This is a genomic window from Agrobacterium sp. Ap1 (assembly GCF_017313375.1).
In the GTDB taxonomy this organism is placed as follows: domain Bacteria; phylum Pseudomonadota; class Alphaproteobacteria; order Rhizobiales; family Rhizobiaceae; genus Neorhizobium; species Neorhizobium cellulosilyticum.
This window is the reverse complement of sequence record NZ_JAFLMY010000003.1, coordinates 459,278-483,970: the sequence shown is the minus strand read 5'-3', so window position 1 is coordinate 483,970 and position 24,693 is coordinate 459,278. Positions and strand designations below refer to the sequence as shown.

The 24,693-nt window shown below is 61.0% G+C and carries 21 protein-coding genes; 11 read left to right on the top strand and 10 right to left on the bottom strand.

All coding sequences use genetic code 11. The annotated features are described in order from the left end of the window. Window positions 1–79 precede the first annotated feature (79 nt). The 4 genes from JZX87_RS08570 to JZX87_RS08555 all read right to left on the bottom strand — a co-directional run bounded on the left by JZX87_RS08570 (window position 80) and on the right by JZX87_RS08555 (window position 2,679). Complete coding sequence (locus JZX87_RS08570; RefSeq protein WP_148144444.1) at window positions 80–853, bottom strand: amino acid ABC transporter ATP-binding protein; 774 nt, start codon at window positions 851–853, stop codon at window positions 80–82. Beyond that, the gene (locus JZX87_RS08565) at window positions 850–1,530 is read right to left on the bottom strand and encodes an ABC transporter permease subunit (RefSeq protein WP_148144445.1); all 681 of its coding nucleotides are present in this window, start codon (window positions 1,528–1,530) and stop codon (window positions 850–852) included. The genes JZX87_RS08570 and JZX87_RS08565 overlap by 4 nt, the downstream gene beginning before the upstream one ends. Window positions 1,531–1,672: 142 nt before the next feature. Then, complete coding sequence (locus JZX87_RS08560) at window positions 1,673–2,458, bottom strand: amino acid ABC transporter substrate-binding protein (protein WP_206825069.1); 786 nt, start codon at window positions 2,456–2,458, stop codon at window positions 1,673–1,675. Beyond that, the gene (locus tag JZX87_RS08555; RefSeq protein WP_206825068.1) at window positions 2,455–2,679 is read right to left on the bottom strand and encodes a hypothetical protein; all 225 of its coding nucleotides are present in this window, start codon (window positions 2,677–2,679) and stop codon (window positions 2,455–2,457) included. The genes JZX87_RS08560 and JZX87_RS08555 overlap by 4 nt, the downstream gene beginning before the upstream one ends. 890 nt (window positions 2,680–3,569) lie before the next feature. Here JZX87_RS08555 and JZX87_RS08550 point away from each other — a divergent pair. The 3 genes from JZX87_RS08550 to JZX87_RS08540 all read left to right on the top strand — a co-directional run bounded on the left by JZX87_RS08550 (window position 3,570) and on the right by JZX87_RS08540 (window position 5,692). Further along, window positions 3,570–3,854, top strand: coding sequence for a GIY-YIG nuclease family protein (locus tag JZX87_RS08550; protein WP_206825067.1), 285 nt, complete (start codon window positions 3,570–3,572; stop codon window positions 3,852–3,854). Window positions 3,855–4,187: 333 nt separating this feature from the next. Next, complete coding sequence (locus JZX87_RS08545) at window positions 4,188–4,892, top strand: ABC transporter ATP-binding protein (RefSeq protein ID WP_353654170.1); 705 nt, start codon at window positions 4,188–4,190, stop codon at window positions 4,890–4,892. Next, window positions 4,889–5,692: an ABC transporter permease gene (locus tag JZX87_RS08540; RefSeq protein WP_206825065.1), complete on the top strand. Its 804-nt coding sequence runs from the start codon at window positions 4,889–4,891 to the stop codon at window positions 5,690–5,692. Before JZX87_RS08545 ends, JZX87_RS08540 begins: the two co-directional genes overlap by 4 nt. Before the next feature lie 137 nt (window positions 5,693–5,829). On the opposite strand, the gene JZX87_RS08535 is transcribed toward JZX87_RS08540, so the two are convergent. The 3 genes from JZX87_RS08535 to JZX87_RS08525 form a co-directional block, all read right to left on the bottom strand. After that, window positions 5,830–8,046, bottom strand: a complete 2,217-nt coding sequence (locus JZX87_RS08535) for an FAD-dependent oxidoreductase (protein ID WP_206825064.1) — start codon at window positions 8,044–8,046, stop codon at window positions 5,830–5,832. Between the two features lie 154 nt (window positions 8,047–8,200). Further along, the gene (locus tag JZX87_RS08530; RefSeq protein ID WP_206825063.1) at window positions 8,201–9,409 is read right to left on the bottom strand and encodes an acetyl-CoA C-acetyltransferase; all 1,209 of its coding nucleotides are present in this window, start codon (window positions 9,407–9,409) and stop codon (window positions 8,201–8,203) included. 65 nt (window positions 9,410–9,474) lie between these two features. Beyond that, window positions 9,475–11,268: an acyl-CoA dehydrogenase C-terminal domain-containing protein gene (locus JZX87_RS08525; protein ID WP_206825062.1), complete on the bottom strand. Its 1,794-nt coding sequence runs from the start codon at window positions 11,266–11,268 to the stop codon at window positions 9,475–9,477. 461 nt (window positions 11,269–11,729) lie between these two features. Here JZX87_RS08525 and JZX87_RS08520 point away from each other — a divergent pair, with 461 nt between their 5' ends. The 4 genes from JZX87_RS08520 to JZX87_RS08505 all read left to right on the top strand — a co-directional run bounded on the left by JZX87_RS08520 (window position 11,730) and on the right by JZX87_RS08505 (window position 19,560). Continuing rightward, a complete protein-coding gene (locus JZX87_RS08520; protein WP_206825061.1) occupies window positions 11,730–15,614 on the top strand; it encodes a peptidoglycan-binding protein in 3,885 nt (1,294 codons plus the stop codon). Between the two features lie 331 nt (window positions 15,615–15,945). Beyond that, complete coding sequence (locus tag JZX87_RS08515; protein WP_206825060.1) at window positions 15,946–16,872, top strand: sulfite exporter TauE/SafE family protein; 927 nt, start codon at window positions 15,946–15,948, stop codon at window positions 16,870–16,872. Continuing rightward, window positions 16,872–17,672: a TIGR02186 family protein gene (locus tag JZX87_RS08510; protein WP_183823417.1), complete on the top strand. Its 801-nt coding sequence runs from the start codon at window positions 16,872–16,874 to the stop codon at window positions 17,670–17,672. Before JZX87_RS08515 ends, JZX87_RS08510 begins: the two co-directional genes overlap by 1 nt. A gap of 85 nt (window positions 17,673–17,757) precedes the next feature. Beyond that, a complete protein-coding gene (locus tag JZX87_RS08505; protein WP_206825059.1) occupies window positions 17,758–19,560 on the top strand; it encodes a chloride channel protein in 1,803 nt (600 codons plus the stop codon). Window positions 19,561–19,608: 48 nt separating this feature from the next. Here the strand turns inward: JZX87_RS08505 and JZX87_RS08500 are convergent, their stop codons facing one another. Further along, entirely contained in the window at window positions 19,609–20,397 is a 789-nt protein-coding gene (locus JZX87_RS08500) for a DUF4394 domain-containing protein (RefSeq protein WP_206825058.1), read from the bottom strand. A gap of 287 nt (window positions 20,398–20,684) precedes the next feature. Here JZX87_RS08500 and JZX87_RS08495 point away from each other — a divergent pair, with 287 nt between their 5' ends. The 4 genes from JZX87_RS08495 to JZX87_RS08480 all read left to right on the top strand — a co-directional run bounded on the left by JZX87_RS08495 (window position 20,685) and on the right by JZX87_RS08480 (window position 23,491). Further along, entirely contained in the window at window positions 20,685–21,236 is a 552-nt protein-coding gene (locus JZX87_RS08495) for a sigma-70 family RNA polymerase sigma factor (protein ID WP_343062449.1), read from the top strand. Then, the gene (locus JZX87_RS08490) at window positions 21,233–21,958 is read left to right on the top strand and encodes an anti-sigma factor (protein WP_206825057.1); all 726 of its coding nucleotides are present in this window, start codon (window positions 21,233–21,235) and stop codon (window positions 21,956–21,958) included. The genes JZX87_RS08495 and JZX87_RS08490 overlap by 4 nt, the downstream gene beginning before the upstream one ends. A gap of 102 nt (window positions 21,959–22,060) precedes the next feature. Further along, the gene (locus tag JZX87_RS08485) at window positions 22,061–22,978 is read left to right on the top strand and encodes an alpha/beta hydrolase family protein (RefSeq protein WP_206825056.1); all 918 of its coding nucleotides are present in this window, start codon (window positions 22,061–22,063) and stop codon (window positions 22,976–22,978) included. 75 nt (window positions 22,979–23,053) lie between these two features. Then, complete coding sequence (locus JZX87_RS08480) at window positions 23,054–23,491, top strand: universal stress protein (protein ID WP_148148291.1); 438 nt, start codon at window positions 23,054–23,056, stop codon at window positions 23,489–23,491. Here JZX87_RS08480 and JZX87_RS08475 read toward each other — a convergent pair. Together JZX87_RS08475 and pdeM are read right to left on the bottom strand one after the other, a co-directional pair. Beyond that, window positions 23,482–23,817 (bottom strand): hypothetical protein, encoded by a 336-nt coding sequence (locus JZX87_RS08475; protein WP_206825055.1) that lies wholly within the window; start codon window positions 23,815–23,817, stop codon window positions 23,482–23,484. The genes JZX87_RS08480 and JZX87_RS08475 overlap by 10 nt on opposite strands. 49 nt (window positions 23,818–23,866) lie before the next feature. Next, on the bottom strand, window positions 23,867–24,598 hold the full coding sequence (pdeM, locus tag JZX87_RS08470; RefSeq protein ID WP_502711304.1) for a ligase-associated DNA damage response endonuclease PdeM: 732 nt from the start codon (window positions 24,596–24,598) through the stop codon (window positions 23,867–23,869). Between the last annotated feature and the right edge of the window lie 95 nt (window positions 24,599–24,693).

The following is a 24,693-nucleotide window of genomic DNA, read 5'->3' as shown; positions in this document are numbered from 1 at the left end:
AGTTCTCTCAAGCCCGGCGTCAAGGCCGATTTGACGAATATCAGTTCCGTATCCGTCCGTTTCGGCCCCGATTACCCGATCAGATCCCCTCCCCGTAGCCCGATTGCACGGCAGCGCTGATGGAGGAAACGAAGCGGCGGGTGCGCTCGTGTTCCGGTGCGCCGAAAACGCGATCGGCCGCCCCTTGTTCGACGACCTTGCCGGCTTCGAGGAAGACCGCATGATCGGCGACGCGGGATGCGAGGCGCAGGTCGTGGGTGGCGATGACCATGGTCGTGCCTTCGGCTGCAAGCTTGCTCAACACTTCGACGACCTCGGTCGCCAGTTCCGGATCGAGCGCCGAAGTGGGTTCGTCGCAGAGCAGCACACGCGGCGACATGGCGAGTGCACGGGCGATTGCCACACGCTGCTGCTGGCCGCCGGAAAGGGTCGAGGGCCATGAGTCGACCTTATGCGCCATGCCGACCTTGGTGAGCAGTTCACGCGCACGGGCTTCCGCCTTCTCACGCGGCCATTTCAGCACCGTGACCAGACCTTCCATGACGTTTTCGAGCGCCGTGCGGTGGGGGAAAAGCTGGAAATTCTGAAAAACCATGCCGGTCTGGCGGCGGATTTTTTGAACTGCATCCCAGCCGACCTTTTTGCCGGGAGCGAACTCGATTACCGCATCACCCAGGCGGATCGTGCCGGAAGTTGGGATTTCGAGCAGGTTGATGCAGCGCAGAAGCGTGCTCTTGCCGCCGCCCGACGGGCCGACAAGGGCTGTGACGCTGCCTTCATTTACCTTGAGGCTGATATCGTCAATGACCTGAAGGTCGCCGAAATTCTTGCGGATATGGGAGAGCTCGATCATCGATTGGCCTCCAGCATGCCGCCATATCTCGAAAAGCGTTTTTCCAGCCGGACCTGCAGCGCCGAAAGCACGGAGCTGAGCGCCAGATAGATGATCGCCGCCTGGATATAGAGGATCAGCGGCTCGTAAGTGGTGGCGACGATGCGCTGGGCGGCCTGAAACAGTTCCGGCACGGTGATGGCGGCGGCGAGCGAGGTATCCTTGACCAGCGAGATGAAGGTGTTGGAAAGCGGCGGCACGGCAACGCGGGCTGCCTGCGGCAGGATGGTGCGGGCCATGGCCTGACGCCAGTTCATGCCGATCGAATAGGCTGCTTCCCACTGGCCTTTCGGCACGGAGGCGATGACCGCGCGAATGATTTCGGACGAATAGGCGCCGATATTGAGCGTGAAGCCGATCAGCGCCGCCGGGAAGGCATCGAGCAGGATGCCGACGCTGGGCAGGCCGTAAAAGATGACGAAAAGCTGGACAAGCAGCGGTGTGCCGCGAATGACCCAGACGTAGAACCTTGCGATCAGCACCAGCGGCTTCGGGCCGAACAGCCTTGTGACGGCGGTGATGAGACCGAGCGTCAGGCCGAAGGCGAAGGAGAGCAAGGTCAGCGGCACGGTGAATTTCACACCGGCCCAAAGCAGGGTCGGAAATGAATCCATCATCAGTTGAAGCCAATGCGGCACGGGCGAAGTCCTTACTCTCTAACGCTCTATGATCATCAACACGAACACGCCCGGCCAAGGCCGGACGTTCGGGTTCAGCTTTCGCCAAATCCTAGCACGGTTCAAGTGCAGGAGGATCGGACGAATATCTCTTGCATATCTCTTACTTGGAGACGTCCTGACCGAAATATTTCTCGGAGATCGTCTTGTAGGTGCCGTCGGCCTTGATATCGGCCAGCGCCTTGTTAACCTCGGCCACCAGTTCGTCGTCACCCTTGCGCAGCAGGACGCCGGAATAGCTGGCTTCAGCCTGTTCGGCGACGATCTTGACCGGTGCGTCGGCCTTCTGCTTCTTGAAATCGAAGAAGGAAAGGCTGTCGTTCAGCGTCGCATCGGCGCGGCGGGTGAGAACCAGCTGGATCGACTGATCGAAACCATCGGTGCCGACGAGTTCGGCGCCTGCGGCCTCGGCCATCTTGCCGTAATTGCTGGTGAGCGACTGGGCGGCCTTCTTGCCCTTGAGGTCGGCAAAACCCTTGATATCGGTGTTGTCGTCACGGACGATCAGCACGGCCTTGGAGGCGATATAGGGTTCGGAGAAGGCGTATTTCTGCTTGCGGGCATCGGTGATGCCGACCTGGTTGATGACGGCGTCATAACGATCCGCATCGATACCGGCAATCAGGCCATCCCACTTGCCTTCGACGAACTGCGCCTTCACGCCGAGCTTCTTGGCAACCGCTTCGCCGATCTCGACATCGAAGCCTACGAGCTTGTTCGATGCGTCGTGGAAGGTGAAGGGGGCGTAGGTGCCTTCCGTGCCGATGCGGATGACGCCGGCCTTTTTGATCTTGTCGAGGTTTTCGCCGGCAAAGACCGGAGCGGCAAAAGCAGCCTGCACGAGCAGGGCGGCGGCAACAGCCTTGAGAGTGGTTTTGACGAGGTTCATTTCGGTATTCTCCAACGAATGAGTTGCCGTGGTGATCGCAGAAAATAGGCGCGTTGTGAGGAAAGAAAACCGCCGCCGAAAGCGGCAAATGCGAATATTTTTTGCGTCCTCCACGGGCGAATGCTCGAAATGCGGATTTGTCGCAGGGATTCAGGTGGTTGACCGGGTGACAGATGCGCATCGGGATAAGGATGCAATACGCCCTTGGCGATCTTGAGCATTTCCAAGTTCGGACGGGGCGCTGAAAGCTGCCTCATGATTTAGTTTGTAAGTGACACCTCTCAGCGCCCCGTTCAGCAGTTTTTATCCGCGACTCCGGTCCCTCTGCCGTGGCCTTGCCGGATGGTGTTCGTCTGGCTTAATGGAAAACGGGCGAAACCGCCAACCCTCCACGTCGCCGCCGCCGGGCACTCCGTTTTCACGGATGGACTTGGTCGAAGCCCGGCGAAACCACCCTTCAGGCCACCATGTGTGCCGCACAGGCACGTCCGACGCGCCGTTCGGGCATCAGAAGCGGCAGGCCGGTCCGAAAACCTTGCCGCTTCCCCCGTGTCGCCGGAGGGAGACCATTTTCCGCGGACCCCGATGATGGAGAGTTACGTCCTCTCTCCACCGTCAGCGCCGGTCCCGCCTCGCCGGCACGACTGCCGGTGTATCCGTGACGGAACGGAGGGATTGTAGGCCTGGGTTGGGAGGACGGGGATGAGATTTTTTGTAAGAGATTGATTTTGTTCGATCCTGTCGTGATTTCGTCCCCATGCTCTGGGACGGTTGGCGTGCTTGTGACTGGATCCTCGGGTCAGGCCCGAGGATGACGGATCTGAGGGGATGTAGGACAGCACCTAATGCGATGTCGTGCTTGGTCGGCAGAAATAAGGTCGGTACTGCCTCACTTTTTGGGTTTCGCCAGAGAACGCGGCAGCAACTTGGTGCGTCGAGTATAAAGGTCTTACGGACGACATTTCCATGCTTGCACAATGACGTTGCTTGGCTTGTAGCACTCTCGCTCTCACCTATCTGTCGTCATCCTCGGGCTTGACCCGAGGATCCAGGCACAAGCCCCTACAATGCTAGGATTGACGACGCGCGTGCATCCCAACATCCTGCTCGCATGGCGGGATATGTCTACATCATCACCAACCACAAAAACGGAACGCTTTATATCGGCGTGACGTCCGATCTTGAGAGGCGCATCTGGGAGCATCGCGAAGACATGACACCCGGTTTTCCCTCGAAATACGGCTGCAGACAGCTTGTCTGGTATGAGGAGCATCTGAGCATCACGACGGCGATACAGCGGGAGAAATCACTCAAGCGCTGGTACCGAAAATGGAAGATCGAGCTGATCGAGACGATGAACCCGCACTGGCGGGATTTGTATTATGAGCTTGGGTGAAGAAGGCTCTCTCCGGCTGGCACGTTTTACCGGATTGGCATCGACTTTAGGCTTGCGTCTGGATCCTCGGGTCAAGCCCGAGGATGACGGCCGTTAGGGTAGCGCTTAGCCGGAAGCCAACGTTTCTCCAAATATCTGCTGAGCGCATGCTTTACTTGTGGGAGCCGCATAAAACAGTAAATTAAGCAATCAAGCCAAACTCGATGTTTACTTTAAGCGCCCTTGCGCATCCCTCTCCTCCGTCATCCTCGGGCTTGACCCGAGGATCCAGACACAAGCAATCTCGGAAAGCTAAATCCGACTTGTCCGGCTCGACTTGATAATTCGTCAGGCATGCGATCATCAATGAAGACGTCGATCGGCCACGCTTCCCTTTCCACCGCATCAAACCGTCCCCACACCATATTGCGCCCCAACGCCCCTAATGCCATTACCAAACCCATGCAAAATCCCGCGATACGACTGACGGCCAGGGGGCTGAAATTCCAATCGGTTGGACCGATTGAGCTTGAAGTCTCTGCGGGGCGGTGTCTGGCCGTGAGCGGGCCTTCGGGGGCGGGGAAAAGCCTGACGTTGCGGATGATTGCCGATCTGATGCCGCATGAGGGGGAGTGTTTTGTCGACGGGGTGGCAGCTTCTTCCATGACCGGGCCGGCATGGCGGCGGATGGTGCGGTATGTTTCTTCCGAACCCGGCTGGTGGGCGGCAACGGTTGGCGAGCATTTTGCCGATGCCAAGGCGCAGGCCGACGGCATGAAGCGGCTTTTTCTCGATGCCTCGCTGCTGGAGGCTGCACCCGAGCGGCTTTCGACCGGCGAGCGACAACGGATGGCATTTTTGCGCGCGATCGAGGATCAACCTAAAGTGCTTTTGCTGGACGAGCCGACTTCGGCGCTGGACCCGGCTTCCGTGAAGGCGGTGGAAGAGATCGTCAAAGAGTTGATGGCCGATGGATGCGCCGTGGTTTTGACCTCGCATGATCCGGAACAGGTGGAGCGGCTGGCCGACCATGTGATGACGCTTGCGAGGCCGCAATGAACGGTCTCGTCTTCGGCCCTTTCGAGCTGGCATTTGCGGCGTTGCTGGTTCTGGTCAACGCGGCGCTGTCAGTGGCTTTCAGCCTCGGCATTCACCGATCGATCCTGATCGCGGCGCTGCGCATGGTGGCGCAGCTTCTGCTGGTCGGCTTCGTGCTGGGTTTCATCTTTACCAGCGCCGACCATTGGCTGAGCCTTCTGGTTCTCTTCGCGATGCTGGTGGCTGCGACTTTCGAAGTGGGGTCGCGGCAGCGCAAGAAGCTGATCGGTTTCTGGCATTACGGGCTTTCCGGCATTGCGGTCTCCGGCGGCACGATGCTGGTAGCAGCCTTTGCGCTGATGACGGTGGCGGGATCGGAAGACTGGACGGCACCAAGGATCGTCATTCCGATCTTCGGTATCATTTTAGGCTCGGCGATGAGCGCCAGCAGCATTGCGCTCAACAACATTTTCGAGGGCGTATCTTCGCAGAGGGCGGCAATCGAGGCGCAGCTTTCGCTCGGGCGCACGCGCGCCCAAGCCATGGCGCCGCTGATGCAGCGGGCGATCTATGCCGGCACGCTGCCGGTGCTGAACCAGATGGCGGGCGCCGGGCTGATCACGCTGCCCGGCATCATGAGCGGGCAGATATTGGCCGGGGCCAATCCGCTAATTGCGGCGCAATCTCAGATCTTTCTGATGCTGCTCCTCTGCGCCGCCTCGACGGCCAGCGTGGTGACTGCAGTCTGGCTCGCCGCCAAAAGCCTGAGCGACGAGCGGGAGCGGCTGAGGCTCGACCGGTTCAGAGTGAAGAAGGGCTGAACCTCGCATCAGGAGCGGCCTTGAGGCACGATCAGGTCTCGGCACTTCACGTGAATTGAAGGGTCTTTCCAGCCCAATGACTCGGGCTGGCTGGATTCCTGTGACAGGCACAGGAATGAGGGAAGAGGCCCGTGTCCTCAAGCCGCCTTGCCGACTTCGGCATAGGGGTTGAAGCGCTCGTAGAAGGTTTCGCCCCTGGCGGCCATGTCCTTCAGGAGCGGGGTCGGGGCGAAGTGATCGCCGTATTGTGACGCCAGTTTTTCGGCCAGCGCGACGAAGGTTTTTACGCCCATGCCGTCTATATAGCTCAGCGTGCCGCCGGTGTAAGGCGCGAAGCCGAAGCCGAGGATCGAGCCGACATCGGCTTCTCTGGGGTCGGTGACGATACCTTCTTCCACTGTGCGGGCGGCTTCCAGGGCTATCGTGACGAGGAAACGCTGCTTGAGGGTTTCAACGTCGATTTCTGAGGCCTGTTTCTGGGGATAGAGGTCCTTGAGGCCGGGCCAGAGGGACTTTTTGGCCGGTTTGGCCGGGTAATCGTAAAAACCCTGGCCGTTCTTGCGGCCGCGGCGATCCAGCACGTCGACCATCTTGTCGATCAGGTCCATGTGCTCGGGCTTGACCGAGTTAGGGCCGAGATCGGCGATAGAGGCCTTCATGATCTTCTGGGAGAGATCAACGGCGACTTCGTCGTTGAGCGAGAGCGGGCCGACCGGCATGCCGGCCATCTTGGCGGCATTCTCGATCATTGCGGCCGGCACGCCCTCAGTGAGCATGTCATAGGCCTCGTTGATATAACGGAAGACGCAGCGGTTGACGAAGAAGCCGCGGGTATCGTTGACGACGATCGGGGTCTTCTTGATTTTCGCGACGAAATCCAGCGCGACCGCCAGCGCCTTGTCGCCGGTGTCTTTGCCGAGGATGACTTCGGTGAGCATCATCTTTTCGACCGGCGAGAAGAAATGCACGCCGATGAACTGGTCCGGGCGTTTCGAATTTTCCGCAAGGCCGGTGATCGGCAGGGTGGAGGTGTTGGAGGCGAAGACGGTGGTGGCGGGGATGACGGCCTCGATCTGTTCGATGACGGCCTTCTTCACCGCGCGGTCTTCGAACACGGCTTCGATGACGAGGTCGGCATCCGAGAGGGTTGCGTAATCGGGCGTGGGGGTGACGAGGGAGAGAAGCTTTTCGCCCTCCTCCTTCGTCATGCGGCCCTTGGCAATGCTGTCTGCCACCAGTTTTTCCGAGACGGACTTGCCCTTGTCGGCTGCGGCCTGATCGCGATCGATGAGGACGACAGGGATGCCGGCGGCGGCGGTGACATAGGCGATCGAGGCGCCCATGAAGCCGGCGCCGACGACGCCGACTTTTCTGAACTCGCTCTTTTCCACACCGGCCGGGCGGCGGGCGCCCTTGCCGAGTTCCTGCATGGAGATGAACAGCGAGCGGATCATCGAAAAGGCTTCGGTGGTCTGCAGAACTTGCGTGAAATAGCGCTGCTCGACCTTGAGCGCGGTATCGAAGGGAAGCTGCAGGCCTTCATAGACACATTTCAGGATGGCAAGCGCGCCGGGATAATTGCCGGCGGTTTCGCGGCGCAGGATCGCGGGGGCTGCGGGCCAGAGCTGGGCGGCCTGGGGCGTCCAGACGCCGCCGCCGGGGGCCTTGAAACCCTTTTCATCCCAAGGGGCGACGGGTTTCAGGCCATCCTTGATCATCTGTTTTGCGGCGGTGACGAGCTGATCGGGTTCGACGACCTGATGGACGAGGCCCATGGCCTTGGCGCGCGCAGGCGCAAGCGACTGGCCTGTCGTCATCATCTGCAGGGCGGACTGGGCATCGGTGAGGCGGGACACGCGCTGGGTGCCGCCAGCGCCGGGGAAAATGCCGACCTTGACTTCGGGCAGCGCCAGCTTGACCGATTTCGAATTGGAGACGACGCGGCCGTGGCAGGCGAGCGACAGTTCCAACGCGCCGCCCATGCAGGTGCCGTTGATGGCGGAGACCCAGGGCTTGCCGCTGGTTTCGATGGCGCGGAACAACCAGGTCATGCGGCCGGCGGCATCGAAGAGTTTTTGGGCGGCGGCCTGCGGGTCTCTGGCGCGCTCGTCCTGAAGCATGGAGAACATGCCGCGGATCATGGTCAGGTCCGCGCCGCCGGAGAAGGTGGACTTTCCGGAAGTGAAGACGACGCCCTTGATGGCAGCGTCCTCGACGGTCTGTTTGAGGATCGCCTCGAGTTCGTCCATGACTTCGACGGTGAAGACGTTCATCGACTTGCCGGGCATGTCCCAAGTGATGAGGGCGATGCCATCTGCGTCGGTTTCGACGGTGAAATTGGTGTAGGTGCTCATGGTGGGATTTCCTCTTCCCTGAAATCTGGCCTGAAATTCTGGCGGTTGGGCCCCTCCCCCTTGTGGGGAGGGGTTGGGGAGGGGATCTTCATTGTCGTGAGACCCCTCCCGCCTGCCGGCCACCCTCCCCACAAGGGGGAGGGTTAAGACCCTCTCAAACCCGCTCGATCACCGTCGCCGTGCCCATGCCGGCGCCGATGCAGAGCGTGACCAGTGCGGTGTTCAGGTCGCGGCGTTCCAGTTCGTCCAAGACGGTGCCCAGGATCATCGCGCCGGTGGCGCCGAGCGGATGGCCCATTGCGATGGCGCCGCCGTTCACATTCATGATGTCGTGGGAAATGTCGAAAGCCTGCATGTAGCGCAGGACGACGGCGGCGAAGGCTTCGTTGAGTTCGAAGAGATCGATATCGGAAATCTTCATGCCGGTGCGGGCGAGGAGCTTTTCCGTCACATCAACCGGGCCGGTCAGCATCAAGGCCGGGTCGGAGCCGATATTGACGAAGGCCTTGATCCGGGCGCGGGGTTTGATGCCCATCGACTGGCCGCCGACCCTGGAGCCGATCAGCACGGCGGCGGCGCCATCGACGATGCCGGAGGAATTGCCGGCGTGGTGGACGTAAGTGATCTTCTCGATCTCAGGGTGGGCCTGAATGCCGACGGCTTCGAAGCCGCCCATTTCGCCGGGCATCTGGAAAGAGGCGTTGAGGGAAGCGAGCGCCTGCATGTCGGTTCCCGGACGCATGTGCTCGTCGCGGTCGAGGATGATCAGGCCGTTCTGGTCTTTGACTGGAATAACGGAGTTGTTGAAATAGCCGGCATCCCAGGCCTTGCCGGCGCGCTTCTGGCTTTCTACGGCATAGGCATCGACGTCATCGCGGGAGAAGCCGTATTTGGTGGCGATAAGATCGGCCGATACCCCCTGGGGCATGAAGTAGGCGGGGAAGTTGACCGAAGGGTCCATGTACCAGGCGCCGCCGGACATGCCCATGCCGACGCGTGACATGCTCTCGACACCGCCGGCGATGACGATGTCATCCGAACCGGCCGCGATCTTGCCGGCGCCGAAATTGATAGCGTCGAGGCCTGACGCGCAGAAGCGGGAGATCTGCATGCCGGGGGCCTTGGTCGAATAACCGGCTTCGAAGGCGGCGGCCTTGGGGATGACGGCGCCACTATCCATCACCGGGTCGACGCAGCCCATGATGATGTCGTCGACGGTTTCGGTGTTGAGCCCGTTGCGGTCGCGGATGGCTTCCAGCGTCTTGGCGGCGAGGCGGACGGACGGAACCTCATGCAGGGATCCATCCTTCTTGCCGCGACCGCGTGGCGTGCGCACGTGATCGTAAATGAAGACTTCGGTCATGGTGTTGTCTCTCCCGTTTTCCCTTTCAGGGCGGCACTTCGGAGCGCCTTGTCCTTAAAAATGGTTCAGAATGCTTCCGCAGCCAGTTCCATCACACTGTCGCTGCCCGCCTCGATGCGCACCTTGCGCAACGCAGTTTCCGGCATGATCTTTTCCATATAGAAACGCGCGGTGACGAGCTTGTTCTTCAGATACTCCTCGCGCGGGTCACCACTACCAAGCTTTTCCTGAGCGGTTTTTGCCATCCTGGCCCACATATAGCCCAAGGTCACAAGGCCGAAGAGGTGCATGTAGTCGGTGGAGCCAGCGCCGGCATTGTCCGGCTTGGCCATGGCGTTCTGCATGAACCACATGGTGGAGGCCTGCAGGTCGTTCAGGCCTTTTTTCAGGGCCTTGGTGTAGAGGGCCATCGCCTCGTCAGCACGATTTTCCTCGCAGAAATCGCCGATTTCCTTGAACATCGCCATAACGGCGCGGCCGCCGTTCAATGCCAGCTTGCGGCCAACAAGATCGAGTGCCTGAATGCCGTTCGCCCCTTCATAGATCATGGTGATGCGGGCATCGCGGACATACTGGCTCATGCCGTGTTCCTCGATGTAACCGTGACCGCCAAACACCTGCTGGGCCATGACGGCGTGGTCAAAACCCTTGTCGGTCAGGACACCTTTGAGGATCGGGGTGGCGAGGCCGAGCAAGTCATCGGCGTTCTGGCGTTCCTTTTCATCCGGCGAGCGGTGAGAGATGTCGGACTTCAGCGCGGTCCAGAGAAGGAAGGCGCGGCCTGCCTCGTTGAACGACTTGATGGTCATCAGCGAACGGCGGATATCCGGGTGAACGATGATGGGGTCAGCCTTTTTGTCCGGTGCCTTGGCGCCGGAGAGCGAACGGCCCTGGATGCGCTCGTTGGCATAGGCCACGGCGTTCTGATAGGCGGTTTCGGCGATCGACAGGCCCTGCAGGCCGACGCCGAGACGGGCCTCGTTCATCATCACGAACATGGCCGACAGGCCCTTGTTCTCCGCGCCGATCAGGTAACCGGTGGCATCATCATAGTTCATGACGCAGGTGGAATTGCCGTGGATGCCCATCTTTTCCTCGAGCGCGCCGCAGGTCACGCCGTTGCGGGCGCCGAGCGAACCGTCTTCGCCGACCATGAATTTCGGCACGATGAACAGCGAGATGCCTTTGGTTCCTTCCGGCGCGCCTTCGATGCGGGCGAGAACCAGATGGATGATGTTGTCCGTCATACCGTGTTCGCCGGCGGAGATGAAAATCTTCTGGCCGGAGATCCTGTAGGAGCCATCGCCCTGCGGTACAGCCTTGGTGCGCAGCAGGCCGAGATCGGTGCCGCAATGGGGCTCGGTGAGGTTCATGGTGCCCGACCATGTGCCTTCGACCATTTTCGGCAGATAGGTGGCCTTCTGCTCATCAGAACCGTGGACGAGGATGGCGGCGATCGCGCCCTGCGTCAGGCCCGGATACATCATCAGCGACATGTTGGCTGACGACATGTATTCGCCGACGGCGGCATGCAGAGTATAGGGAAGCCCCTGCCCACCAAACTCTTCCGGCACGGCAAGACCGATCCAGCCACCCTGGCAATACTGATCATAGGCCTCTTTGAAACCCTTCGGTACAGTGACCGAGCCATCATCCCTTCGGCTGCAGCCTTCCTGATCGCCTGACAGATTGAGCGGAAACAGTGCTTCCTCAGCCACCTTTGCCGCTTCACCGACGATCGCCTCGATCATGTCCGGCGAGGCATCGGCGAAACCGGGCAGGTTGCCATAGCGCTCAAGGCCCAGAACATCGTTGAGAATGAAAAGCGTATCAGTGGTCGGGGCCTTATAGATTGGCATCGATGAGCATCCTCCCTGTCATCTTCATCGGCAGCACCACTCCTTCTGCGCTTCGTTTCCGAAAGCGTCCCGATCAAGGGCCGCTGCGCTGACACTGCCAATTCTTGCATTCGTCATTTAATTGACGTGCGCGTAAACGTCAATTGGTACTCACAGGCAATTTATGAGGCCACGGGCGCGGAGATAGGGCGGGTAAGTGCGAAGTCAGCCGCATCAGCACATATTAGAATCTTATGGAATAGTTAAAATCTGAGGCGCCCTTAACGGGTTATTTACCATGTTTGCAGACATAGTGAGCGATCTGACGGTTCGATGCGTTTGCTTCGAAAAGCGTTCAAACCGTCACAATGGCAAGTCTTGCGTAAGGTTGCTCTAATATTCGGATTTACTCATGGAGGTACGCCTCCGGGGAAAACGTTCAGAGTCGGACCGGCAGGATCAACGTCGAAACGAGCGAGCACATGAACGGATCACGATCGGCACATCCCCGTCACGGCGACCGAGACCGCTCGTCGCTGGATGCGCTGAGCCGCACAATCGAGGGACTGGAAGCACGCATCCAGGGCCTGATGGCGGGTGGACGCGCGCCATCGCAGACACCGATCCAAGCACAGGTAGCCGCACCGCAAAGAGCCATTGACGACAATCGGCAGCCGCGTATGCCGGCAGGGCCTGATCCGCGTGCGAAGGCGAGCCCCGTCGATGCGGGCTACGCGGAGCGTGCGCGCGACCCGCTGGCGGAAATCCGCGAGCGGCAGCGCATGCTCGAACAGGCAGGCCAGAGCAGCCGCCGTTTTGAAAACAGTGCAGCAATACCTGCAGCACCCGCTCGCACCGAACAGCGCACCGGCACCCGCCGCGAAGACATTCGCCAGCCGGCGGTTGCCACGCGCGTGGCCGAGGCCAACCAGCGCCGCGCCGACATTCGTGAATTTACCGAGACGCTTTCCGGTCTGAGACAGGATCTCAAGCGCGACATTTCCGAAGGCGTATCGCACGAGATGCGTGCGCTGAAGGATGAAGTGCGTGCGATCCGCGCCCAGGCAGAGGACTCGCGTTTCACGCAGGATGTGCAGGCGGACCTTGCACGGCTGGCCCAGGGCATCGACCAGCTTGCGATGCAATCCGCTCCCGGCGCTTCCGGCCTGCGGTCCGAATTCGAGGATCTTCGCACCGTCATGGACGGGCTTGCCCGGCAGGAATCGCTGCGGCAGATGCAGGACCAGTGGGTAGGGCTGGAAGAACGCCTTCAGGACGCCGACACGAGTGCGCTGCGCGAAGAACTGGTGGCGCTTGCCTACCGGGTCGACGAAATTCGCAACCAGCTCGGCGTGATGGCGGACAGCCCGACCATTCGCGCGCTGGAACAGAAGCTGCTGGCGCTTGCCGGCATGATGGAACAGCTCGGCTCTCGCATGAAGCCGAATGATGCGGCGATCACCGAACAGTTCAGCCAGTTGGACCACAGGCTGGACGAGATCAGCCGCGCAATTGCCGCCAATTCCCGAGCCAGCGCTGCCAATGCGCAGGACGAGCTTGCGATGCAGCGGCTGCAAGACCGGCTTGAAGACCGGCTGGCCGGGCTGATGGAACAGGTGGAAACGATCGGCCGCTACACTGCCGACCAGAGCGCCACCGACGGGCTTTCCATGCGGATCGAGCTGCTCGCCGGCAAAATCGAAGACATGGCCGAGGAGCAGGCAACGGCACAGCTGCAGGAGCGGATCGAGCAGCTTTCGGTGCTGGTGCAGCAGATGCATGTTCCCGGCCAGCAGGAAGACGTCACCAACTACCTTTCCGCCATTTCGCGCAAGATCGATGCGCTGGACACGAGTTTTGGCGCCGAGGGACTTGGCGAACGGCTCGATTACCTGTCGCGCCGGATTGAGGAGATGGAACAGCAGCCGCGGCCGCTGCATGCCGATGACGGCGCTTTCGTGCGGATCGAGGACAGGCTGAGCGCCATTGCCGCGCAACTGGACGAGGCAACATCCGCTCCACGCAATGACGACGAGGCGCTGCGCGGTCTGGAAGCCCAGATTGCCAATCTTTCGACGCTGATTTCGCAGCCAAGCAGCACGCCCGCCGCATGGCCGCCGGAATTCGACAGCCGCATGGCGGCGATCGAAGGATATATGGCGACCAATGACGAATATATCGTCGAGGCCGCCCGGCAGGCGGCGGAAGCGGTGGTCGAGGCCTATTCGCGCAATCTGAGTGCCGGCGCGCCCGGCACGAGCGGCGACATGGCAGCACTTGCAGCCCTTGCCGACGACCTGAAGCATCTCGAAGAGCTGACGCGCGGTTCCGAAAGCCGGACACACCAGACGTTCGAGGCACTGCACGGTACGCTGGTGCAGATCGCCGAACGGCTGGACCAGCTGGAAGGCCAGTTTGCGACCGCACCTGCCGTGTCCTATCGAAACGAAGAGCCTGTTCGCCAGCCGGCCTTTGCGGCTGCGCCGATCCAGCGCGACATGCCGGTGGCGCGCGAGGCGGCACCCGTTGCGATGCCGCCCGTTTCAGCCGAAGCGGCTCGTGAACTGGCCAACCTCGACATGCCGCGCACGGAAGCGCGGTTGAGAGAGACCAGCGCGATCGGCTCCACCATGGCCGATCATGTTCCGGCGATGCTTTTGCCGGTCGATGCCGAGACGGACATCGAGGACGAAGAAAAGCCTGCCAAGAAGAGCCTGCTCGGCGGGCTGGCCAAGCGCCTTCTTCCCGGCTCGAAGCAGGACAAGCCAGCCAAGGCACGCACCTTCGTCGACCCGACGCCATCGATCGATCCTTCGGTAGACGATGCCGTGGTTGCCGGCGACATGCTGGAGAGCGAAGGCGAAAACGACCTTCTGGAGCCGGGTTCAGGTGCGCCCGACGTTCGCAAGATCCTCGAGCGGGTGAGAGCCAGCCAGGCAGCCGGAGAATTCGGCAGCGAGCGAGGCGGCGATCGCACAGGCGACCGCGCCGACTATATTGCTGCTGCCCGCCGGGCCGCAAAGGCCGCCGCGCAGGAGGCCGATCCTTCCCAGATGGGCTCGCTTGCAAAGGCCAAACCCGCCAAGGCGAAGCCTGCTATCGGCAAGGCAGAGAAGGAAAAGGGCGCATCGGCCTTTTCGCGCCATCGCCGGCCGATCCTGATGGCAGTCGGTGCCGTGCTTCTGGCGCTGATGGCAATGCCGCTGATCAAGACCGTGACGAGCGGCAGCCCGGCACCGCAGGTTGCTTCGGTCGAGCAGCCGGTGATTGCGGCCGCTCCCGAGGCAAGCGCGCCGACGCCTGCCGCTTTGGTTCCGCAGACGCCGGCGGCTTCCGAGGCTCCGGTCTTACCGCAGAGCGCTGCGCCAGAGATAACTGCTCCGCCGGCGGAGCAAATGGCAAATACACCCGAGGCCGCAGCGCCGCAGGCAAGCGATTCGGATGTGGTTGCGGAAGCTCCGGCGGAAGACCTGCCGGCGGCTCCGATCGCGCCGGTCGAACACGCCTCGATCGCCGTGCCTGCCGGTATCGAGCCACAGTCGATGGCCGATGCGGCAGCAGCCGGTGACGCCAATGCGCTGTTTGAAATCGGTGCACGCTTCAGCGACGGCCGCGGAGTTACGACCGATCTCGGCGAAGCTGCCAAGTGGTACAAGCTTGCAGCCGATCGCGGTCTTGCGCCGGCGCAGTATCGCATGGGCAACCTTCTGGAGAAGGGAACCGGCGTCGAGCGCAATCTCGGCGAGGCGATTTCCTATTATCGTCAGGCGGCGCAGGCGGGTAATGCCAGCGCGATGCACAATCTCGCGGTTCTTTACGCTTCGGGGGCTGCCGGCCAGCCGGACTATGCGGCGGCCGTCGACTGGTTCCGCAAGGCAAGCGAGCACGGCGTTGCCGATAGCCAGTTCAACCTCGCGATCCTCTATGCCCGCGGCAACGGCGTGCGCCAAGATCTCGAAGAGAGCTACAAGTGGTTCGGCGTAGCTGCCAGGGGTGGCGATACAGACGCTGCCGCCAAGCAGGAAGAGGTGGGCAAGGCGATGCGCAAGGAGCAGCTGGAAAGCGCTCGCGCCAAGCTGAATGCCTGGACCGCCAAGCCGCTCGACCCGAATGCCAATGCCGTCAACCTGCCGGACGAATGGGTTTCCGGCAAGAAACTGACCACTGCATCGATCGACATGACCAAGGCGATCCGCAACATCCAGGCCATTCTCAACAAGAACGGTTTCGATGCCGGCACGCCGGACGGCAAGATGGGCGCCAAGACGGTTGCGGCGATCAAGGCGTTCCAGAGCTCGATCGGCCAGGAGCCGACCGGCAAGGTGGACGACGCCATGGTGCGTGAACTTCTCAAGCGGAATGGATAAGCTCCAGTCGCCGGACCGGAGACGGCATGTCCGTTTCCGGTCCGGCTTTTTTGGTGCGCCCACGCATATCTCCAATCACGACTAAAACGACCGGGTTTGCGGTGACGCGGCATATTCGCCACGCCGCTGAGAAAACGGCCGAATCAAAGGCTTGCGATACCCTGACGCGCCTATGCGGGTTTGACAGCCTGACGCCTGCGCAGGCATGTGGAGCAGACATCTTCATGCCTTGTTCACCCGGCATGTGAGACACTTTCCCACCACCTCATCAGACAAGCGAGAAATCGCCTGCTGGACGAGGTTGTTCTGTTTCGCCTTGTCGGGGTCAACCGTGACGATCTACCTGCCCATAGCAGAGCTTTCGGTGAATATTTTCATCATCCTCGGCATGGGTGCGGCCGTCGGTTTCCTGTCCGGCATGTTCGGCGTCGGCGGCGGGTTTCTGATCACGCCGCTCCTGATCTTCTACAATATTCCGCCCGTCGTTGCGGTCGCGACCGGGGCGAACCAGGTGGTCGCCTCCTCCGTTTCCGGCGCGATCACCCATTTCCGGCGCGGCACGCTGGACATGAAGCTCGGTATGGTGCTGCTTGTGGGAGGTCTTGTCGGGGCGACGGTCGGCGTGTGGATCTTCTCGTGGCTGCGCAGCATCGGCCAGCTCGACCTGTTTATCTCGCTTCTCTACGTCGTGCTTCTGACGACGATCGGCCTTTTGATGCTGCAGGAAAGCCTGCGCGCCATGCGAAAGGCGAAGCTGAACCAGCCGCTTCCCTTGAAGCGTCCCGGCCAGCACAACTGGGTGCACCGGCTGCCGCTGAAGATGCGGTTCAAGAAGTCAAGGATCTATCTTTCGGCCATTCCGGTGGTGACGCTCGGTTTCCTGATCGGCATCCTCACCTCGATCATGGGTGTCGGCGGCGGCTTTATCATGGTGCCGGCGATGATCTATCTGTTGCGCATCCCGACCAATGTCGTTGTCGGGACGTCGCTGTTTCAGATCATCTTCGTAACCGCCTATACGACCATGGTGCAGGCGGCGACCAACTATTCCGTCGATATCGTGCTTGCCTTCATCCTGATGGTGGCGGGTGTTATCGGCGCACAGTACGGCGTACGCGTCGGGCAGAAGCTGCGCGGCGAACAGCTGCGCGCGCTTCTGGCGCTGCTGGTTCTGGCGGTCGGCATCCGCCTTGCCGTCGGCCTGTTCATCCGGCCGCAGGATCTCTATTCGGTTGCAGTCGGAGGGATCGGTTACTGATGTTTTGCCGTCTCGCCCTCCTCTTCTCGCTGCTGCTGATCCCTGCGACCAACGGATTTGCGCAAATCCCAATGGGCGAGGCTTCGACCGCCAAGGAAGGGCTCGATATCGGGGTTTCGACCAACGAGATCGCGATCGCCTCGGATTTTCGCGGGGCCGACCTGACCGTGTTCGGGGCGATGACAAATCCGGACGAACTACTGCTCGCGATCGGCAGCTATGACATCATCGTCACGCTCGAAGGCCCGCGCGACTATGCCACCGTGCGCAAGAAGGAGCGCATCTTCGGCGTGTGGGTGAACACGGATTCGATGATCTTCGAGCAGGTGCCGGAGAGTTATTCGATCGCCAGCACCCGCCAGCTCGACGACCCGACGCAATTGCCGCCGATCAATACGGCCGGTGTCGGCATCGAACATCTGGCGCTCAACCCGATTGGCTATATCCGCGATGTCGGTGAGCTTTCCGATTTCCGCGAGGCCTATCGACGGCTGAAGCTGGCTGGAGGCCTTTACCAGAAGGAAGCGAGCGGCGTTCGTTTCGTCTCATCCAGTCTGTTCCGCGCCTCGCTCAGGCTGCCGGCCAATGTTCCGGACGGGGTGCATATCGTGCGCGCCTATCTGTTCAAGAGCGGTACGCTGCTGACCCAGCGCGAAATTCCGCTCCGTGTGGTCAAGACCGGCCTCGAACAGGCGATAACCGATACTGCTCATAACCAGCCGTTTGCCTATGGCCTGCTCTGCGTGCTGATTGCGCTGGTAACCGGCTGGGGTGCCAGCATCGTCTTCCGCAAGGATTGATCACCTCCGACCTGTTGCCGCCGTCTTTGCTTCGGCGAAACCTACACTAGTTAGCGATCGATATCGCAAACCCAGACTGCCCAAGATGTTGAAACGCCTCCTCGACCGCCTGCCAGATCGATTGCCCGATTGGCGCCACCTGCTGCATCCGACCCAATTGCGCATATTGATCAGGCGCAGCGAATTCGGCCTGATCGCGATGGCGGCTGTGGTCGGCGTGCTTGCCGGGCTTGCCGTGGCGGCGATGAGTTTCATCGCCCATGAGGTCCAGGTGCTGATCTTCGGGATCGGTCCCGACGAGAGGCTTAGCGCGTCAACCTCGCTCGATCCGATGGTGGTGCTCTGGGCACCGGCCGCAGGCGGCGTGGTGATGGGGATCGTGTTCCTGATTCTGAAGAAGTGGCGCAAAAAGCCGATGGTCGACCCGATCGAGGCCAACGCACTGCATGGCGGCCGGTTGTCGCTGACGGACAGTATCGTGGTTGCGGTACAGAACCTGATCTCCAACGGTTTTGGCGCCTCGATAGGACTGGAGGCCGGCTATACGCAGCTTTCGTCCGGTATCGCCTCGAAGATCGGTCTCATTCTGCAATTGCGCCGCTCGGACATGCGCATTCTCGTTGGCTGCGGGGCGGCAGGCGCAATCGCTTCGGCGTTCAACGCACCACTGACGGGCTCTTTCTACGCTTTCGAGCTGATCATCGGCACCTATACGATTGTCAGCCTTGCGCCGGTGGTCGTCGCGGCACTGGCCGCGACCTTCGTGACACGGCTTTTCGTCGGCGACGAATTCATGATCGATATCGGCGAGATCGGCACGGTCGTTCCGGCAGACTATCTTCCAGCCGTCATGCTCGGGATTGTGTGTGCGGGCTGCGGCATCCTGCTGATGAAAGGTGTCTCGAAGGTCGAGGAACAGGCGCGCAAAAGCTCGATCTCCCCCGTCTTCCGTCCCGCGCTCGGAGGACTGATCGTTGGGCTGCTGGCGCTGACCGATACGCGGGTGCTTTCGGCCGGACACGGCGCGCTGCACGAAAGCCTCAACCAGCACATGGCGATCGGGGCGGTGATCGGACTTCTGCTGCTCAAGTCCGTTGCATCGGCAATCACCATCGGCGCCGGCTTCCGTGGCGGCCTGTTCTTCGCCTCGCTGTTTTTAGGCGCGCTTATCGGAAAACTGTTTGCCTATTCGACGCCGTTCCTGTTTGCCCATGCAACGCTGACGCCTGTGATCTATGCGGTTGTCGGGATGAGTGCGATGGCGGTGGCGGTGATCGGCGGACCGCTGACGATGACGTTTCTGGCGCTGGAAGTGACCGGCGACTTTCCTATCACCGCGCTGGCGCTTGCGGCGGTCATCACGTCATCGGTCGTTGTGCGCACCAGCTTCGGCTACTCGTTCGCGACGTGGCGTTTTCACCTGCGCGGCGAAGGGATCAGAAGCGCGCATGATATCGGCTGGATCCGCAACCTGACGGTGGACAAGCTGATGCGTTCCGATGTGAAGACGGCGCAGGCGGGAATGACGCTCGACGAGTTCCGCAAAGATTTTCCGATCGGTTCGACGCAGCGGGTGATCGTGATCGACGAGACCGAAAGATATGTCGGGATCATTCTCACTCCGGAAGTCTATTCGGCGGCGACCGAAGGCGGCGAGGAGAAACCGGAGCTTTCCTCGTTCATCCGCTACAAGAACGACGTGCTGCTTAGAGGCATGAATGCCAAGCAGGCGGCAGCAATGTTCGACCGGACGGAGGCGGAAGCGCTGGCGGTGGTGAACAACCAGATCGAGCGCAAGGTGATCGGGCAGCTTTCCGAAAGCCACACGCTGCGGCGTTACACGGAAGAGCTGGACCGGCGGCGGCGCGAAATGTCAGGCGAGATTTAGAGGCAGGCTGAAGCGAAGCCGGAACTCCGCCCCAACCTTTGCACATGATTACATGGCCGGGAGGATGGCGATGTCGCGCACCTCGTTTTCAGTGCCGGTGATCGGGCCGATTTCGGTGGCCGCACCGGTCTCAAGATTGACGGTATAGAGCATCTTGTTTGCGGCCAGATAAGCAGTGTTCTTGCCGCCTTCCTCACCGTGGATGTCGAAGGCGTATGTTGCCGGCATCTGCTTGATGCCCAGCTTGCCGATCGCCTTCAGGGTGCCGTCATTCGGCTTGGTCTGTTGGATCAATGCGCCGATGGTGGCATCGATATTGTACATCGCCGTCTTTTCGGGTTTGCCGATCGAATTGGTGTAGGACGCCGCGACGATGTTCGGGGTTTCGCCCTTGTGCATATCGCCCTCTTCAAAAGCCAGAGCACCATCGACCGTGACTGCTCCGGTATCCGGGTGGACACGGTGGTTGGTGGTGCCGGTCATGAAGCGAAGACGGTCGGCCATCGGGTTGAAGTCGACGACGACCGGGGCTTCCGTCATGGTCAGCATCTTGTCCATCCTGGCGACTTCGGTTGCAGTGCCGGTTTCGAGATTGATCGAGACGATCGCGTGATCGGGCGTGACGCCGATGACCGTCTTGTTGCCGGGGCGGAAATCGATGCCGACCAGCTTGTCGACGCCGGTGACATCCATGGTCTTGGTCACTTCCGGCTTTGCGGTGTCGAACATGACGAGCGTCTTGTCACCGGTGAGGCCGAGGACCGGGGCCGCCATTGCAGCGGCAGCAGACGCGGCAAGCATGGTGGACGCGACGAGCGCGGTGCGAAGGGTTTTCATTTTGTCTCTCCCGTTGTGTTTCCAGCATGATGAAGAGCGGTAGGGCACACGGCCTCTGAAGCACTCCCGATGTGTAGACACATGGCGGGACGCCTTTGGATGCAGCCGTTGAAAATATTTATTTGCCGCGCATCCATTTCCGCATCGGGCGTGTCTTCCATATGCAGTCTCAGGATGACTGCGGGAAACGTGAAACTCTGGACGAGCGCATGTCCGTCGCTAAAACTGCAGAGATGGAATATTCGCAACTGCGCGATTATTCGGGGAGAGAGGACAGCCTGGCCTTGGTGACAGACCAATCGACGGACTTCAAGGCGGCGCTTGCCGCCTGCGCCAAGGGCGACCGGCGCGGGTTGCGCGACATATTCGATGCAGAGGCCGGCCGGCTGGTGACGGTGGCACAGCGGATCGTCAAACGCCGTGAGCTTGCCGAAGAAGTCGTGCAGGAAGCGTTCATTCGCATCTGGACACATGCGCATCAGTACAGGCCAGAGCAAGGGTCGGCGCGCGGCTGGATCTACGCGATCGTGCGCAACCGGGCGCTCAACATGCTGAGAGACGGGAGCCGGGAAGACCTGATCACGGAAGATCAACTGGAGACCATTCAGGACGCCGAGCAACTGGAACAGATCATGGCGGCGTGGCACAGGCTCGACCATAACAGCCGGCTGAAAGAGTGCCTTGGCCGCCTGGAAGAGACGAGACGGCGCGGCATATTGATGGCCTATGTGAGCGGATATACCCACGGGGAAATTGCCGGTCGGCTGAAACTTCCGCTCGGCACGGCGAAGTCTTGGATAAGGCGCGGACTCCTGACGCTGCGGGAGTGCATGGCATGAAGTTCGCTACCGAAAATGTTGCCCATATCGCCGACGAATATGTGCTTGGTCTGCTGAGCGAAACAGACGTGGCGGAGGTGGAAAACGAGATCGAGCGCAATGCCACGCTTGCCACAGCCGTTGCGGAAGCGCGCGAGCGATTTTTGCCACTCGACACCAATGTCGATCCGGCCGCCGTGTCTCCGGTTCTGTGGCAAGCCATCGAGGCCCGGCTGCCGGAACAGGCCGCGGTGGAGGTGCCATCCATCGCCTCCGTGTCGCCGAGAGTTCCGACAGCGGGTAATGACAATGTTCGCTCCGGTTGGCGGTCGACGGCCATTTCAGCGATCGCCGCCTCGCTGATCCTGGCCGTGGGTCTGGTGTGGAGCGTGACGCGCACGGTCGAGCCGCTGGTCGTGGCGGTGCTTGTCAACGAGGCCGGTGAGGTTCAGGCGGTGGTCGAGGATTTCGGCAACGATACTGCGAGCATCCGGCTTCTGGCGGATTTCAGTGTGCCCAAGGACAAGACGATGCAGGTCTGGACGCTTCCTTCCCGCGAGATGGGGCCGATGTCGCTCGGCCTTCTGGAAGAGGCTCATTCCGCACAGTTGAGCGGATCGACGCTGCCGAAACCGCAGGATGCGCAACTTTACGAAATCACGCTGGAACAGGCCGGGGGATCACCGACCGGGCGGCCGACCGGGCCGATCCTGGCCAAGGGGTTTGCCAAGCTGGCGCGTTGACACCGGGCGGCCGGAAAGGCGCAACCCCTGCCTTGGGATAATTGCGTGGCCGGTTTGCCCGACTATTCTCCGCCTTGCGGGGAAGTCAGCCGGGAGGATCGCATGGCCGAAATCGCGCAATCGACATCCCGCCCAACCGGGATTTCGACAAGCCTGACCTGCCGGGACGGCGTGATACTGAACGGTCATATCTGGCCAGCGCGAGGAAGGCCAATCGCTCGCGTGATCATCAACGCCGCCACTGGCGTGCTTGCCCGTTATTATCACTATTACGCGGACTTCCTTGCCGGCGAAGGGTTCGATGTATTGACCTATGACTATCGCGGCATCGGTCTGTCGCGGCCGGAAACCCTGCGCGGCTGCGGGTATCGCTGGCGGGACTGGGGTCAGCAGGATTTCGATGCGGCGCTGCGGTTCATGACCAAAAGAGCGCCGGAACTTCCGTTGATGGTAGTGGGGCACAGTATCGGTGGTTACCTGCCGGGGCTTTCTACCGAAGCGCACCGGATAGACCGGATGCTGACGATGGGGGCGCAATATGCCTGGTGGGGAGATTATGCGGCAGGGCATCGATCGAGGTTGTTCTGGCGCTGGCACATGGTGATGCCTGCCTTGACCGCGATCTACGGGTATTTTCCCGGCAGGAAGCTTGGCTGGCTGGAAGATCTTCCGGCTGGTGTCGCCAATGAATGGAGCTTTCGCGGGCCGCGAATGGAGCGGACGCATCCGAAGTATGAACGCGAGGCTGTGCTTTCGCGATTTGCCGCCGTCACGGCGCCGATCCTGGCGATCTGCGTGACCGATGATGATATCGGTTCGGCCGCGGCGATCCGGCGGACGCTTTCCTACTATTGCAATGCCGAGCGGATCGAAGCCAGTCTATCGCCATTGCATTACGGGCTCGATGCAATCGGGCATTTCAGCCTTTTCCACTCCCGCCATGCCGGCGGTTTCTGGAAGGATACGCTCTCGTGGCTGAAGGATGGCGTGAACCCCTTTGGGAGCAGCACTTCGGTTTGAGACAGGTCAATGTGCGACAATGCGCCGGTGCGAAGATGATCTTGACCAGGGAGGTCACTCAAGGAGGTCAATAAAATGTTCAAACATATCCTCATCCCCACCGATGGTTCGCCGCTATCGACGCAGGCACTCGAAAAGGCGCTCGATTTCGCACGCGAAAGCGGCGCTCAGGTAACGGTGCTGGCGGTGATAGAACCGCTGCAGGTCTTTACCGTCTATCCCGTCGGCATGGATATCGCCTATGCCGAATACGAGCAGCGCGCGAACGAACAGGCAGACGGCATTCTGGCCGATGCGAAAGCGGCCGCCGCACAGCGCGATCTGACCTGCGAAGCGATAAAGCTCCAGAGCGTCGATCCGGCCGGCTGCATCGTCAAGACAGCAGAAAAATATGGCTGCGACGCGATCGTGATGGCATCGCACGGACGTTCAGGCTTCAAGGCATTCATGCTCGGTAGCGTGACGATGAAGGTGCTTGCCGGATCGAAACTGCCGGTGCTTGTTTACAGGTAAGAGAACAGACGTTCGGCTACATCCAGCGGCAAGAAAAGAATGATAGTGGAGGTTCCGCTGTCATCAAATCGACAGTCGGTTATGGCGACGCTCACATATTGGAGCGCACCTCCCTCAAGATAGCCAGCGTGGACATGCCGACCGTCGTTGCATTCCAAACTGAACTCGGCTTCTCCATCCTCGGCGCGGATGACTGTCCATGTCCGCCCGCTGCCGGGTGGGAGCTGGAGGAGGCTGTCCCATACCGATAGCCGGCCACCCAAGAAATCTTCTCGGTCGACCCGCAGGATGATCAGATTGGACCGATATCCGACTGCAGCGATCAACACTAGAACCGCACAGAGGACGGCCACTACCTTCGCCGTTTGATTCATATCAGCCCATCAGGCTGCCGTAGCGCACCGAATAGATGCGATCGCGGCCGAGGAGATGGGCGACAAGCGTTTCCTGCTTGAACAGGCCCTGCATGGCCCGATGGCGGAGATCGAGGCCGCCGGTGAGAACGCCGAAGGCCGGCATGAGCAGGCGGTGGCCGTCGCTGGCGAAACACGGGCGACGAACCGACTTTTCGCGGCGCCGGACGGTAGCAGCGGGGTGGAGGTGCCCGGCAATCTCGCCCTTTGCCGAAATCAGGCGGGGTTCGTGGCGAAAAACCAGCCCCCCATAAAGAAGTTCGTCGCTCGATATGCCCGGCAGGTCGGTGGTTCCGTCGGGATCGTGGTTGCCGTTGATCCAGATCCAGTCGCGGCCGCGCGCCATGTCCGTGATCATTTTTCTCAGGTCCGCCGGCAGGTGTTCGGAGCCGCTACGATCATGGAAATTGTCGCCGAGCGAGACGACGAGTTTCGGCTCGTAGCGGGCGATGACGGCGGCGAGAATGTTGAGCGTGGCGATCGTGTCATAAGGCGGCAGCATCATGCCGCGGCGGGCGAAGGCCGCGCCCTTTTCCAGATGCAGGTCGGAGACGACGAGGGTCTGCGTTTCCGGCAGGTAAAGGCCGCCCAGCGGATCGCAGACAGCGGCGATGCCGTGGACAAGGATTTCCTCGGCGCCGGTGGGTTGGCCTGTTACGATGGTGCGAGGGCTAAGCCCGAGGCGGTGCATCAAGGTCGTTTCGTCTTTCCTGTCAATGTCGAGGGCTGCCCCTCACCCGCCCTGCCGGGCACCTTCTCCCCGTACTGACGGGGAGAAGGAGACTTGTG